13 protein-coding genes and 1 tRNA gene are annotated in these 14,000 nt (G+C 39.6%); 8 read left to right on the top strand and 6 right to left on the bottom strand.

Annotated features, from left to right (window positions below; all coding sequences use genetic code 11):
* Nucleotides 1-138: 138 nt before the first annotated feature.
* Nucleotides 139-1,743, bottom strand: a complete 1,605-nt coding sequence (locus G0029_RS04430; protein ID WP_078192152.1) for an isocitrate lyase — start codon at nt 1,741-1,743, stop codon at nt 139-141.
* 684 nt (nt 1,744-2,427) lie between these two features.
* On the opposite strand from G0029_RS04430, the gene G0029_RS04425 reads away from it, so the two are divergent.
* The 4 genes from G0029_RS04425 (at nt 2,428) to G0029_RS04410 (ending at nt 6,818) form a co-directional block, all read left to right on the top strand.
* On the top strand, nt 2,428-3,420 hold the full coding sequence (locus G0029_RS04425; protein ID WP_078191331.1) for a LysR family transcriptional regulator: 993 nt from the start codon (nt 2,428-2,430) through the stop codon (nt 3,418-3,420).
* A gap of 129 nt (nt 3,421-3,549) precedes the next feature.
* A complete protein-coding gene (locus G0029_RS04420) occupies nt 3,550-4,878 on the top strand; it encodes a hemolysin family protein (RefSeq protein WP_180107752.1) in 1,329 nt (442 codons plus the stop codon).
* 54 nt (nt 4,879-4,932) lie between these two features.
* Nucleotides 4,933-5,211 (top strand): hypothetical protein, encoded by a 279-nt coding sequence (locus tag G0029_RS04415; protein WP_180107751.1) that lies wholly within the window; start codon nt 4,933-4,935, stop codon nt 5,209-5,211.
* 266 nt (nt 5,212-5,477) lie between these two features.
* Complete coding sequence (locus G0029_RS04410; RefSeq protein ID WP_180107750.1) at nt 5,478-6,818, top strand: CitMHS family transporter; 1,341 nt, start codon at nt 5,478-5,480, stop codon at nt 6,816-6,818.
* Nucleotides 6,819-6,912: 94 nt separating this feature from the next.
* Here the strand turns inward: G0029_RS04410 and G0029_RS04405 are convergent, their stop codons facing one another.
* Nucleotides 6,913-7,419 (bottom strand): hypothetical protein, encoded by a 507-nt coding sequence (locus G0029_RS04405; RefSeq protein WP_078191335.1) that lies wholly within the window; start codon nt 7,417-7,419, stop codon nt 6,913-6,915.
* Between the two features lie 196 nt (nt 7,420-7,615).
* Between G0029_RS04405 and G0029_RS04400 the strand changes: the two genes are divergently transcribed.
* From G0029_RS04400 to G0029_RS04390, 3 genes are all read left to right on the top strand, one after another.
* Nucleotides 7,616-8,350, top strand: a complete 735-nt coding sequence (locus G0029_RS04400; protein WP_180107749.1) for a hypothetical protein — start codon at nt 7,616-7,618, stop codon at nt 8,348-8,350.
* 169 nt (nt 8,351-8,519) lie between these two features.
* Nucleotides 8,520-8,605: transfer RNA gene (locus G0029_RS04395), tRNA-Leu, on the top strand.
* A 304-nt stretch (nt 8,606-8,909) separates the two neighbouring features.
* On the top strand, nt 8,910-9,362 hold the full coding sequence (locus G0029_RS04390) for a hypothetical protein (protein ID WP_180076753.1): 453 nt from the start codon (nt 8,910-8,912) through the stop codon (nt 9,360-9,362).
* A gap of 60 nt (nt 9,363-9,422) precedes the next feature.
* On the opposite strand, the gene G0029_RS04385 is transcribed toward G0029_RS04390, so the two are convergent.
* The 4 genes from G0029_RS04385 to rlmE form a co-directional block, all read right to left on the bottom strand.
* A complete protein-coding gene (locus G0029_RS04385) occupies nt 9,423-9,737 on the bottom strand; it encodes a DUF5713 family protein (protein WP_078191338.1) in 315 nt (104 codons plus the stop codon).
* A gap of 87 nt (nt 9,738-9,824) precedes the next feature.
* Entirely contained in the window at nt 9,825-10,679 is an 855-nt protein-coding gene (gene folP, locus G0029_RS04380; protein ID WP_218948057.1) for a dihydropteroate synthase, read from the bottom strand.
* A 112-nt stretch (nt 10,680-10,791) separates the two neighbouring features.
* Nucleotides 10,792-12,690: an ATP-dependent zinc metalloprotease FtsH gene (gene ftsH / locus G0029_RS04375; RefSeq protein WP_218948055.1), complete on the bottom strand. Its 1,899-nt coding sequence runs from the start codon at nt 12,688-12,690 to the stop codon at nt 10,792-10,794.
* Between the two features lie 136 nt (nt 12,691-12,826).
* Complete coding sequence (gene rlmE, locus G0029_RS04370; RefSeq protein WP_078192159.1) at nt 12,827-13,477, bottom strand: 23S rRNA (uridine(2552)-2'-O)-methyltransferase RlmE; 651 nt, start codon at nt 13,475-13,477, stop codon at nt 12,827-12,829.
* A gap of 195 nt (nt 13,478-13,672) precedes the next feature.
* On the opposite strand from rlmE, the gene G0029_RS04365 reads away from it, so the two are divergent.
* Complete coding sequence (locus G0029_RS04365; protein WP_078191340.1) at nt 13,673-13,996, top strand: YhbY family RNA-binding protein; 324 nt, start codon at nt 13,673-13,675, stop codon at nt 13,994-13,996.
* Nucleotides 13,997-14,000 lie beyond the last annotated feature (4 nt).

The raw sequence follows: 14,000 nt of genomic DNA, 5'->3' as shown, positions 1-14,000 counted from the left end.
AAAGGGGGTCTCATTATATTTGCAGGGTTATGCCCTGCTTTTTTATATCGACACACTTCAATAAATGGATTTAAGAAGATTTTAAAGCCATAAAAAAACCCAGCTTTCGCTGGGCTTTTTTTCGAATCAGTTCAATGCTTAGTGAGCAGCGAATTGGTTCATTGTGTTTTTCGCATCGTCACCCGCTTTAAGCGCGTTGTCACCAGCGAAGATTTCTTTGTGGTCATCACCGATGTCTGAACCAGCCATTGCTTGGTGTTTCACACAAGCGATACCGCCACGGATTTCTTTACGTTGTACGCCAGCAACATAAGCCAACATACCTTCAGAACCGAAGTAACCTTGAGCAAGTTCATGCGTAGAAAGTGCTGCAGTGTGGTAAGTCGGAAGTGTGATCAAGTGATGGAATACACCCGCTTCACGAGAAGCATCTGCTTGGAATGTACGAACTTTTTCGTCAGCTTCAGCAGCCAATTCAGAGTTGTCGTACTCAGCGCTCATTAATTTAGCGCGGTCGTATGCAGATACGTCTTTACCTTCAGCAACCCAACGATCGTACGCTTGTTGACGGAAGTTTAATGTCCAGTTGAATGATGGAGAGTTGTTATAAACAAGTTTCGCATTTGGAACAACTTCACGTACACGGTTAACCATGTGAGCAATTTCTTCAACGTTTGGAGTCGCAGTTTCGATCCAAAGAAGGTCAGCACCATTTTGAAGGCTAGATACACAGTCAAGTACAACGCGGTCGATTTGCGTGTCTGGACGGAACTGGTACAAGCCAGAAGCAAGACGTTTTGGACGGTGAAGTTTACCGTTACGCTTGATTAGGATTTCGTCTTCTTGAGCTTCTGAAATGTCAATTTCAGTTGTGTCTAAGTAGCTGATGTATTGAGAAGCGATGTCGCCTGGCTCTTTAACCACTGGGATTTTTTGAGTCAAGTCAGCGCCTTCAGAGTCAGTACGAGCAACGATGATACCGTCATCAAGACCCATTTCTAAGAATGCATAGCGAAGAGCGTGGATTTTCGCGATGAAGTCTTCGTGTGGAACTGTAACTTTACCAGCTTGGTGACCACATTGTTTAGCGTCAGATACTTGGTTTTCGATTTGTAGTGCACAAGCACCCGCTTCGATCATTTTCTTAGCTAGTAAGTAAGTCGCTTCTTCGTTACCGAAACCAGCGTCGATGTCCGCAATAATTGGCACAACGTGAGTTTGGAAGTTGTCGATTTGAGCAGTGATTTCTGCAGCTTTAGCAGTATCACCTGCTTCGTTTGCTTTTTTAAGCGCACGGAATAAGTCGTTTAATTCTTTCGCATCAGCTTGGCGAAGGAAAGTGTAGATTTCTTCGATCAATGCAGGAACTGAAGTTTTTTCGTGCATAGATTGGTCAGGAAGTGGACCGAATTCTGAACGAAGAGCTGCAACCATCCAACCAGAAAGGTAGATATAACGACGTTCAGTTGTACCGAAGTATTTTTTGTTCGCAATCATTTTTTGTTGTGCGATAAAACCGTGCCAGCAACCTAATGATTGAGTGTATTTGCTAGAATCAGCATCATAAGCAGCCATATCACGACGCATAATTGCAGCTGTATATTTCGCAATGTCTAAACCAGTTTTGAAACGGTTTTGCATTTGCATACGTGCAGCATCTTCTGGGCTAATATCGCGCCAAGTGCTTCCGAATTTTGCTTTTAATTCACGGATTGCATCAATCGCTGTTAAGTATGTAGACATGATATGTTCCTGTAATAATATTAGGATTTTTCTGCAACGTAAGGCTAAAATCATACCCTCGAATGATTGTTCAGATTTAGAACACTTCGTTGCGATAGACACAGAGTAGATTGACTAAAAAAATTAATCCAATATTCTGCATTAATTTTCAGTATTTATTTAAAAAATATGTAGATTAAAGTCGTATTATAATAATTAACCAATATTCAGAAGTATTTGTATTTAAATAATTTTATCAATAAATTTGGCTGATTTTTTTGTCTATTTTACAAACACTTCGATGAATTATTCTTCATTAGACTTAAGTCGACTGAGCATTCACTTTAAAAAAAAAAAGCATTTTTTACGCCTTTTTTGCCCAAATTTACCAAACTAAATGCATGGTTATTCCGTCCTCAAATGATTCTGTAAATGAGATATTTCATCTTACTTTTGAGTTTTATGAACATCACTTCGCATAATCAAAATTGCTCGGTATTTTTATTTCATTCACTTTAAAAATATCGGTCTAAAAAGGTAATAAGTATTTAAGAAATATGCGCTGGGACTTCAACAAATTTGTCTTAAAACTGCCGAATTTTAGTACAAAAGTACACGTCATTTTTTCATCCATTTTTTACACAAGCCTTAGTAGTTATGGCATAATCAGATAAATTTCATGATTTTATTGTCGGTATTTATTTTATGAATCTGGAGCGGGTCGATCTCAATCTATTAATTTATCTTGATGTACTTCTTCGTGAAAAAAATGTGACTCGTGCTGCCGAGCAACTGGGTGTAACTCAGCCCGCGATGAGTAATATTTTACGTCGTCTACGCAACTTATTTAATGATCCACTTCTTATTCGTTCTTCAGAAGGTATGACACCTACAGAACGTGCGCTTGAATTACAGCCACGTATCCGTGATGCACTTTCTGACCTTTCGATGATTTTGGAACCCCGTACCGAGTTCCGCCCTTACACCTCAAATCGTGTCTTCCGCATCATGACTTCAGATTATGCTGAAGCAACACTGGTGCCGCGCCTAGTAAAAGCTTTGCGCTCAGAAGCACCCAATGTGGTTCTCGATTTTTTAACGCCTAGTGATGTGTCTTATCGAGATATGGAACAAGGTAAAGTCGACTTGGCGATTAACCGCTTTAATGAAATTCCGCAAAGTTTCCACCAAGTTTTGGTCTGGCGTGACAGTTTTTCATGCCTTTTAAATGCCAAGCACCCTGCTGCAAATAATTTAAACCTGAAAAGCTATTTAGATGCACAACACATTTGGGTGTCTAAAACAGGTATGGGTGTCGGTTTTGGTGTCAACCCAGAAAAACAAGCGGGTCTAGGTTGGATTGATCAAGCCTTAGAACGTATTGGCCAAAAACGTAAAATTTCAGTTTTCACCCGTCATTATCAAATGCCGGGCTTATTGGCATCGAATGTTGACTTGGTTGCAACTCTGCCAAGCCGTATTGCTCGACTTCAAGCCAAAAGTCAAAACCTGTTACTTCGTGATCCGCCATTCTATATTCCTGAATTTGAATTAAAAATGGCTTGGTGTCCATTACTTCATCATCACCCTGCTCATCGCTGGTTACGTCAACTTATATTGTATGTTGCACGTCAAATGATTGAAGAAGAAAACCGCGAATACTTAATGAATAACTCTCAGTTTTCACAGTATCAGTAATTAATTCTTTAATTCCTTATTAATTCAAACGTATACTGTCACTATATAGGTAGTAGTTAAGACTACTACCTTGCCCATTTTTGTGTTAGAAATACAGAAAAATAGAATGAATCACAAACAGGTGTATTCGTGAGCCTTTTCCAAAATATTGTCATTATTATTCTCCTGATCGTCGGTGCGGGTTTTCTTTCATTAACAGAAATTGCCCTTGCGGGTGCACGAAAAGTAAAACTTAAAATTTTGGCTGAATCTGGAGATTCACGTGCACAACGTGTGCTTGACTTACAAGCCAACTCAGCAGACTTTTTCGCCGCATCACAAATTGGCTTAAATGCTGTGGCAATTCTTGGCGGTATTTTGGGTGAAGGTGCTTTTCGTCCTTACTTCATTAGCTTAGTCACTCGTTTTTATCAGGGCCCGTGGACTGAAACTATCGGTTTCACCCTGTCGTTTACTTTAGTCACATCCTTATTCATTCTATTTGCTGATTTGATGCCAAAACGTTTGGCGATGATCGCTCCTGAAAAAATTGCCGTTGCTGTTGTAGACCCGATTCAAATCTTTATTAAGGTGTGTAAGCCAATGGCGTGGGTGATTAATGCCATTGCCAATTTGTTGTTTCGTTTATTTAAAGTGAATACAACACGTGATGACAATATTACCTTTGACGATATTTCAGCCGTGATGGATGCCGGTGCTCAAGCTGGTGTACTACAAAAGCAAGAACACCACTTTATTGAAAACGTATTTGAGCTGGAAGAACGTAACGTCCCTTCAAGTATGACCACACGTGAAAACGTGGTGTACTTTACCCTAAAAGAATCAGAAGCCAGTATTCGTCAAAAACTCGCTGAATTTCCGTATTCGAAGTTTTTGGTCTGTAGTGAAAATATTGATGATGTGATTGGCTATGTAGATGCCAAAGATATTTTGGTTCGTATCCTCAACAATCAGTCACTTTTACAACTCAACGAAAATACTATTCGTAATGTTCTCACGATTCCAGATACCTTAACACTGTCCGAGTTACTCGATCGCTTCCGCTCAACCAAAGAAAAATTTGCCGTTGTAATTAACGAATATGCGTTGGTTGTCGGCGTTATTACCCTCTCCGACATTATGATTACCGTGATGGGCGACTGGGTAACACCGATTGAAGCAGAGCAACAAATTATTAAACGAGATGCAGATTCTTGGCTTATCGATGGCAGTACACCAATCGAAGATCTAAAACATGCACTCGCTCTAGATGAAATGCCGGATGAAGAAAACTATGAAACCCTTGCAGGCTTTATGATGTTTAAACTACGTAAAATTCCACGTCCAGCGGACTTTGTTACCTATCATGGCTACAAATTTGAAGTTGTGGATGTAGACCACTTTAAAATTGACCAATTATTAGTGACCCGCTTACAACAGACTGAAACTGAACTTGATACACCAGAAGAATCGTATTAATTCGATTCTTCTTTTTTCTAAAACAATAAAATATAAATACGATGGAATACGAAGATGTCTTTTTCACTTAAAGCGATTTTGACTTGCTTTAGTTTTTATACTGGGGCTTATCTGATCTATTATTTTTTCAAAGCTCATCCACAACCTTTATTTCTATTGCTCGGTGTTGCACTGATCGTCACTGCTTGGTTTTTAACGCCTTATCCCTATGAACGCGGCAGACAACATTTTGACGAAACCATGCATTTTGGTCTGTTCTTTTATAATCCCTTAATTTTTTGGTTCCGATTTTTTAGTTGGCCGATTCGGACGCTACTGTCTATTTTTGCTTAAGCGCACTTATTGTGATCAAACTGGATCTACACGCACTTACAGTTCTCTACAGATGTTGAATATATGTAAACAGACCACTTTTTTTGAATAAAAATTAAAATAAATCGAATAACTGCCTTTCTTTAATACCTTCATTATTAATGACTATTTCTTATTAAAATAGTGATGTATTTCACATTTTCTCACCTTTGTTTTGACTGATGAAATTTCTCTTTATGCTCTGCCCTTGGATTTAAAAACAGCTTTATATTTCAAAGGAATGAACCATGTTAACCGTACTCGGTTTGGGCATGATCTTGTGCTTTATGTATTTGATCATGTCGAAACGCTTAAGCCCACTTGTCGCACTGACTTTAATTCCCCTACTTTTTGCCTTGATTGCGTGGTTACTTGGTTTTTATTTTGACAGCTTGTCACACATACAAATAAATGAAATTGGCGACATGATGATTGAAGGTGTAAAAAAACTTGCACCGACTGGCATCATGCTGCTTTTTGCGATTCTGTATTTTGCCATCATGATTGATACAGGTTTGTTCGACCCTTCGGTGAAATTTATTTTAAAAATGGTCAAAGGTGATCCCTTAAAAGTCGTTCTTGGAACCATTACCCTGACGTTAATTGTCTCTTTGGATGGAGATGGTTCTACAACATATATGATCTGTGTTGCGGCCATGCTGCCACTCTATAAGCGCTTAGGTATGAGCCCATTGATTATGGCATGTTTGATTATGCTCTCTAGCGGCATTATGAACCTTACGCCATGGGGTGGGCCTACAGCCCGCGCCGCCAGCGCACTTCATGTCGACCCAAGTGATGTTTTTGTTCCGATGGTTATACCGATGCTATTTGCCATCGGCTGGTTGTACTTTTTGGGAACCATGTATGGTCGAATGGAAAGAAAGCGTCTGGGAATTGTCCAATTGGATATCAGTCATGGTGAAAACATTCAAATCTCAGATAATCCAGAAGCCAACCGCGCAGATCTACGTTGGTTCAATGCACTGTTAACCGTCATTTTGATGATTTGTCTGGTTTTCAGTATTTTACCTATGCCTATTTTATTCATGGTAGCTTTGTGTATTGCGCTAGTCGTCAACTACAAAAATGTCGACTTGCAGAAAAAGCTAATCGCACATCATGCAGGTAGTGCTTTAAACGTGGTCGGTATTATTTTTGCTGCAGGTATTTTTACCGGTATTTTAGCTGGAACAGGTATGGTAGAAGCCATGTCCAAACAACTTGTGGCAATTATCCCTGAAAGTATGGGCCCCTATTTAGCACCGATCACCGCTGTCATCAGTATGCCGATGACTTTCTTTATGTCGAATGATGCTTTCTATTTTGGGGTTTTGCCGATTCTTTCCGATGCTGCCGCTCATTATGGAATTGCACCTGTAGAAATGGCACGTGCCTCCATCGTAGGGCAACCTGTACACCTACTCTCTCCGCTTGTTCCTTCGACCTATTTACTCTGTGGACTTGCAGGTATCGAGTTTGGACAACATCAGAAATTTACCATTATCTGGGCTGTAATCACGTGTTTTGTCATGTTAGCAGCAGGCCTGATCTTTGGGATGTTTCCGTTTTATTCGAGCTTAACTTAAAATTTTAAAGATAAAAAAAGCACCATCAGGTGCTTTTTTATGTTTAACAATAGAACTAGCCAGTGCTTTACACTCACAGGTTCATTTGTAGTAATTAATGCTTTGAAATTAATGCCTCTAAAACTGCTTCATAATGAATACGAATGTCATCTTCTAAAATTTTATAGACATTGTCGAATTGCACCATTGGCCATCCTTCTTTCCAAAATGGGAAAATATTATGCAGGTCATGAGTCACCGTTGCGTCTTCACGTACAATTGCTTGTGCAACTTGTGACAATACTTGTGCAGTTTCAGCACCATCAATCGCTAAATAATCGATACCACGAACTTTCAAAATACGGATACGGTCTTTCTTATAGCGAATTTTTTTACTTTGGCCTTCATTTAAGCCTAAAGCCAAAGTCACAGCTTCAACAAATTTATCTTCAAATGCTTGATTTAATTTCACCAAAGCTTGTTTATGAGCCTCTTGACGACCAGCTTTCCCCCCACTACGAATCACTTCATTTGCTTCAGTATTTAAAACATCTGATTTCATCGACTGAAGAATGTCTAGAATTTCGATATCGCTTAATGTTTCAGGAGAATGATCAGTCATAAACTGCCTATAAAAACTTAATATTCAATAAGTATGTATTTTCGCATAAAAGCAGCGTGAAAACTGCGACCTTCGCTATAGAAATTGCGTTTTCTCTTATAATGTTCAGATATACAACATGATTTAGAAAAAAAATTCTGTCAAAAATATCGAAATCAACTATATTACTTTCACGCTTTAATATTAACGTCACAATATGGCTCAAAAAAAACCGGCTGCACTTTACCTTCAACAACTGAAACAGCAATATCCAGCAGCCTTTAAACATAATTATTTATTTTATAGCCAACTGAAAACTCAAGGCATTTTAGACGAACTCAAAGAGCTTATTCCTTGGGTTTTGGCGGCGATGATTTTTATTTCTTTGAGCATGAGTATTGGTCATGCAGTGCAACTGTATTTACCTAATATGAGTGAGTTTCGAGCTCATGGTATTGCTGTACTAAGTATTATGTTGTTTTTCATGCTGGTTGTGCCCTTAGTCATCAAGCAAATCAAGCACAGTTCAATGTCCCTGTATCAAAGTTTGAAAAATACGCCGTTCAGACTTGCGATCGTGATTTTATTACAATTACTCAATATCGCCTTTTTACAAAGCACCTTTGTTCAATCTGTATTGTTCTTTTTCGCCATGAGTTTCGGCTTTGTGCGTTTTTATAAAGAAAATCTATTCAAAGGTGGAAGTAACACCCAAGAATACTATTTTCTGCATGAAACACGTCGTATTGCTTATTGGTCGTATAAACAAATGCTTAAAGCAAAATTACGTTTAATGCTCAGTAATCCGAATCAAGCAAACTACAAGTGGTTATCTGAGCGCTTTACCCAGTTCCAAAATTTGCACATACAAATGCTACATCAGGAAAATCAGCTGTGTAAAAAGCTAAAGCACCAAAATGTTGAACATTATCTTGATGAGTTAATGAAATAAGTTGACTTTGGTGTAGTGAAAAAAACTTTAATTCACTGCTCAAAATGTCATTCAATACATCAATATTTTTGAATATTTTCAACTTATATGCATGAATTGATTGATTTTAAAACAAACACCATCAAATACACTTGCCAAGGTCCATTTCGTCCTCTATTATTGCGCACATGCCCGAGTGGTGAAATCGGTAGACACAGGGGATTTAAAATCCCCCGCCCACAAAGCGTGCCAGTTCGAGTCTGGCCTCGGGCACCATTCTTATACTTCTAAGATTGGTGCAATAAAAGATCCAGCAATTTGCTGGTTTTTTTATGCCTAAAATTTATAAATCTATTATTATTCAATGCTAATATCTTCAGATTTTGATCTCCCTACACTACAACTCAAGCATCCCGATGCCTGTTATCAACGGTTGCTGTTTGCGCATTTCAAAATTATCAATCTAACACCCACTGCACCCGTTTTAATCTTTAGCTTTTGCCTGATACTTTTTATCTCACTTGGCAGCGCAGCACTTGGGCATATACTTTCAACGGCACTTTCAATTCACGCCCCCAAAATGGCGTTCAATCTTGGTGTATTGATTATTCTTCCTTTGATCTATTGCTATGTTTGGTATGCACATTATCAAGCACGTTTTAGCAGTAAGTTTGCAGTTCAACGTCTGCAAATACAACTGTATCTCCTTGGGGGATTCACACTTATCCTCGCTACTAACTTTAAATATCTACAAACAGATGTATTAAACCTCATCAGTCTCTGTGGACTTTTTTTCAGTCTTTTTTTATGTGTATTTACTGAATTGTTTTATAAACGTGATAGCAGTGCCATTGAACGAGTAAAACTACAAAAGCTTCGCCAACTGGCATTTTGGTCTTATCAACAATCCTTAAAACAAAAAGAGCATCAAACGTATTTCTACGCCCTACACTTACAAGCCATGCAAGAAGAACAGAAACTATCAGCATCGATCAAATCATCGTTTAAAGATTTTATAGACAAAGCTAAATAATTTTTTAAATCCCTAGACACAAAAAAGCCCTGTCACTACAGGGCTTTTTTTAAAGTTCAATTACCATTCTCGGTTAGCAACTAACTCTTCCATTTCAATATCCATATGGCCTTCGTCTTGCAGCACCATCATCATGGCTTCTGCAATATAATCTGCAGCCGTATCATCCAAAGACGAATCTAAATCTTCAAATTGAGGTTTCATCTTATTGAGCTGTGCAACCGTTTCATTGGCAAAATGGTAGATATCAGTTGAACTTAAATCTGCTTTTGCGATTTTCTTCGCAAATTGAACAACCAATAACTTCACCTCTGCAACCAACACATCTGGGTAATATTCATCATCAAACATGGGTAGCAGTAAATCTGCAAACATACGAAACTCTATCACAAAACATTCAGGGCGCTTATATAACACAAATACTACAATTCACCAAATTTATTGGGATTCAGTATTTTCAAATCACACTGCATTCTGCATGGCTTGCCAAACACGAATCGCATTTACCGTCGCTTTGACATCATGTGCGCGAACCATACATGCACCTTGTTGAATGCTGAGTAAATGCGCTGCAACCGAGCCTACAGCGCGATTTTGTGCATCTGCACCACCAAGTGCTTCACCGATAAAACGCTTACGTGATAATGCAGACAGGATCGGATAGCCCATGTTATTCAATTGATAGAATTGCTGTAAAAGCTTTAAGTTTTGCTGCGCATTTTTAGCAAAACCAAAACCCGGATCAATCATAATATTTTCTGCACGGACGCCTGCGTCCAATGCATCTTGCACACGTTGCTTTAATTCATCGATGACGTCAGCAACGACATCTTGATACTGATCTAGATTATTCATCGTGGTGGGTTCTCCACGCATATGCATAATGATCACTGGAATATCCAGTTTTGCAGCGGTTTCTAAGGCATTCGGCCGAGTTAATGCACGTACATCATTCCAGATATGCGCACCTGCTTGAACCGCTGCCTCAATCACCTCAGGTTGCGAGGTATCGATAGAAATCACCACATTGTGTTTGGATAATGCTTCAACGACGGGTACGACCCGTCGAATTTCCTCTTCAACCTCAACAACAGATGCGCCTGGACGTGTTGACTCACCACCGACATCAATCACTGTCGCGCCATCAGCAATCATTTGTAAGGCATGTGCTATAGCTTGGTCTTTACCATTATGTTTGCCACCATCACTAAAAGAGTCCGGTGTGACATTTAAAATCCCCATCACATGTGGCTCTGACAAATCTAATTGCAAATTACCACAGTTTAAAATTTTATTAGGCAAAGACACCAACTTCATATTACACATCCCAGATTTTGCTGCGCTTATTTTAACGCTAAGTTTGCTCAGCATTGCGCTCACATGCATTTATTTTCATATAAAAAAACCACCCGAAGGTGGTTTTAAAATTTTATGCTTTTGGCAATGACGGTAATGGTGGTGGAACATCTGGACCATCCGTTGGTGTAACATCAATCACTGGATTTTCAGCGATGTACACTTTTGGTGGTTGAGGTTCACGACCTTCCATAATGTCACGGATTTGATCACGATCAATGGTTTCCCATTCAAGCAATGCTTTCACCATGGCATGTGCGATATCTTTGTTATTTTCAAGAATATCGCGTGCAACTTTATATTGTTCATCTAAAATGCGGCGAACTTCACGGTCAACTTCAAGCTGCGTTGCTTCAGAAATCACACGACTTCCTAAACCACCCATGAATGACTGCTGTGAATCATCTTCGTAAACCATGACGCCCATTTTATCGGACATACCGTATTTAGTAACCATTGCTCGTGCCATTTTCGTTGCACGTTCAAAGTCATTTGAAGCACCAGTCGACATTTGGTTAATGAAGACTTCTTCTGCAATACGACCACCAAACAAAATTGAAAGTTCATTCAACATTTTGTCTTTGTAATGGCTGGTTTGGTCATGTTCAGGCAACTGCCAAGTCACACCCAGTGCCCAACCACGCGGCATAATTGTCACTTTATGCACAGGGTCTGTACCCGGCAAGATTTCAGCAACAATCGCATGACCAGCTTCATGATAAGCCGTCGCACGACGTTCTTCTTCACGAATCACCATCGATTTACGTTCAGGACCCATGTAAAGCTTGTCTTTTGCATCTTCAAAGTCATGCATATCGACCGTGTTCTTGTTACGACGTGCAGCAAACAGTGCCGCTTCGTTTACAAGGTTAGCCAACTGAGCGCCTGAGAAGCCCGGTGTACCACGTGCCAAGACTTTAACATCTACACCAGTCACAGAAGGTAATTTTTTCAAATGTACATTGAGGATTTGCTCACGACCTTTAATATCCGGTAGAGATACCATCACTTGACGGTCAAAACGACCCGGACGAAGTAAAGCTTTATCCAATACGTCAGCACGGTTTGTTGCAGCAATAACGATAATACCTTCGTTGCCTTCAAAGCCATCCATTTCAACCAACATTTGGTTTAATGTTTGCTCACGCTCATCATTACCACCACCTGTGCCTGAACCACGGTGACGACCAACGGCATCGATCTCATCGATGAAAATGATACATGGCGCATGACGCTTTGCTTGTTCAAACATGTCACGGACACGGGACGCACCCACACCTACGAACATTTCAACAAAGTCAGAACCCGAAATACTAAAGAACGGTACTTTCGCTTCACCCGCAATCGCTTTAGCAAGTAAAGTTTTACCCGTACCCGGAGGACCAACCATAAGCACGCCTTTTGGAATGCTTGCACCAAGTCGTTTGAACTTAGATGGATCTTTTAGGAAGTCAACGATTTCAACAACTTCTTGTTTAGCTTCATCACAGCCCGCAACATCAGTAAATGTCACTTTGATTTGGTCTTCAGACAGCATTTTTGCTTTTGACTTACCAAAACTCATTGGGCCATTCTTACCACCAGCTCCACCACCCATGTTGCGCATAAAGAACATGAATAACAGAATGATTAAAAGAACAGGGAAACTTGCAATCAGAAGTTGCATCAAAATACTTTGACGCTGTGGCGCTGTACCTTCAACAACAACATTGTTCTTGATCAGGTTCGGCATAAGTTCAGGATCTTGAACCGCAGGACGGATACTTTCAAACTCTGAACCGTTTGATTTTTCGCCACGAATTCTTTCGCCATCAATGGTGACTTGTTTAATCTGACCCGCATTTACGGCTGCCACAAACTCAGAATAGTTCATCGCGGTCGGTTGATTGCGGTCATTGACGTTGCTGAAGATTAAAACCAGCACGCCTAGGATAACCAGCCACAACACGGCATTCTTAAAAAGATCGCTCAAAGCTTTATTCCCATTTCTATCTAATTCGTTCAATCCCATTTACATGGGTGACTCTAATACTTACGCTGCAGAGTAGCTTCGCAATAATTTAAAAACGTACAAAATGCACAATTTTTAACGAGTTGGCAAGTAAACTTTACTTGAAAGCTTTCTTACGTCCCTGCCCGATTAAAAACACTTCTTTAGATCGAGCACGTGAAGCCGCCGGTTTTGCTGTTTTCAGCACATCAAATGTGTCTACAACTTGCTTACGGTATTCATCAAATCCAACACCTTGGAACACTTTAACAACAAATTGTCCATTTGGTCCAAGAACCTTTTGAGCAAAGTCGATTGCTAATTCACAAAGATAGATCTGACGCGGTTGATCTACAGCCTTATTACCTGATGTATTGGGGGCCATATCTGAAATTACAACGTCTACAGTACGTCCATCTAAAATTTTTAACAATTCATCGAACACTTCTTGTTCACGAAAGTCACCTTGCAAGAAGGTCACATCGGGTAAAGCATCCATTGGTAAAATATCAGAAGCAATCACCAAACCTTTGTCGCCAACAAGTTTACCGGCAATTTGCGACCAACTACCTGGTGCAGCACCTAAGTCGACAACGGTCATGCCTGGCTTGATCAATTTGTATTTTTCTTGAATTTCAAGCAATTTATAAGCGGCACGCGCACGATATCCTTCCTTTTGTGCTTTTTTCACAAAGGGGTCATCAAGATGCTCACGCATCCAGTCACGACTACTTTTGGATAATTTCTGGTTAGTAATGCGGGTAGCCATAACTCTCTAAATAAAAAAAACTTCTCAGTCTTGATTGTACGTGAAATTCAGCACTTTTGCAGTAGACATGTGTATCTAAAAAGCATCTTAAATCATGTTTTTTTCAATAATCTTCATCGAGAAAATGCCGATTAAATACAGCGCTTCAACTTTGATTTTGCTATACTAGGTCGTTTTTAAAATTAGGTTATATTTATGGCGGCTTTATCTATTCAAGAACGTAAACGCTTACGTCAAATTGGTCACACTCTAAACCCAGTTGTAATGGTTGCGGACAAAGGCTTATCAGAAAGCGTTGTTGAAGAATTAAACCGTGCGTTAAACGACCATGAGTTAATTAAAGTGAAAGTTGTGGCAGAAGACCGCGAAGCACGTGCTGCAATGATTACTGAAATTGCGACTGTTTCAGGTTCTGAAGTTGTTCAAACGATTGGTAAGATTGCTTTGATTTACCGCAAAGCGGCAAAACAAAATGCAAAACTGTCTAACCTTGTTCGCTACGCACACCTGTCTAACTAAGCAT

This window comes from Acinetobacter sp. YH12138 (assembly GCF_015218525.1).
GTDB lineage: Bacteria > Pseudomonadota > Gammaproteobacteria > Pseudomonadales > Moraxellaceae > Acinetobacter > Acinetobacter amyesii.
The sequence above is the reverse complement of the archived record's forward strand: the minus strand, read 5'-3'. Positions and strand labels throughout refer to the sequence as shown.

Excerpts from the sequence above, each read along its gene's own strand:
- G0029_RS04410 (WP_180107750.1), top strand. The coding sequence starts at position 5,478 with ATGTTAACCGTACTCGGTTTGGGCATGATCTTGTGCTTTATGTATTTG.
- folP (WP_218948057.1), bottom strand. The coding sequence starts at position 10,679 with ATGAAGTTGGTGTCTTTGCCTAATAAAATTTTAAACTGTGGTAATTTG.
- G0029_RS04390 (WP_180076753.1), top strand. The coding sequence starts at position 8,910 with ATGGCGTTCAATCTTGGTGTATTGATTATTCTTCCTTTGATCTATTGC.
- G0029_RS04425 (WP_078191331.1), top strand. The coding sequence starts at position 2,428 with ATGAATCTGGAGCGGGTCGATCTCAATCTATTAATTTATCTTGATGTA.
- G0029_RS04385 (WP_078191338.1), bottom strand. The coding sequence starts at position 9,737 with ATGTTTGCAGATTTACTGCTACCCATGTTTGATGATGAATATTACCCA.
- G0029_RS04405 (WP_078191335.1), bottom strand. The coding sequence starts at position 7,419 with ATGACTGATCATTCTCCTGAAACATTAAGCGATATCGAAATTCTAGAC.
- rlmE (WP_078192159.1), bottom strand. The coding sequence starts at position 13,477 with ATGGCTACCCGCATTACTAACCAGAAATTATCCAAAAGTAGTCGTGAC.
- G0029_RS04430 (WP_078192152.1), bottom strand. The coding sequence starts at position 1,743 with ATGTCTACATACTTAACAGCGATTGATGCAATCCGTGAATTAAAAGCA.
- G0029_RS04415 (WP_180107751.1), top strand. The coding sequence starts at position 4,933 with ATGTCTTTTTCACTTAAAGCGATTTTGACTTGCTTTAGTTTTTATACT.
- G0029_RS04365 (WP_078191340.1), top strand. The coding sequence starts at position 13,673 with ATGGCGGCTTTATCTATTCAAGAACGTAAACGCTTACGTCAAATTGGT.
- G0029_RS04400 (WP_180107749.1), top strand. The coding sequence starts at position 7,616 with ATGGCTCAAAAAAAACCGGCTGCACTTTACCTTCAACAACTGAAACAG.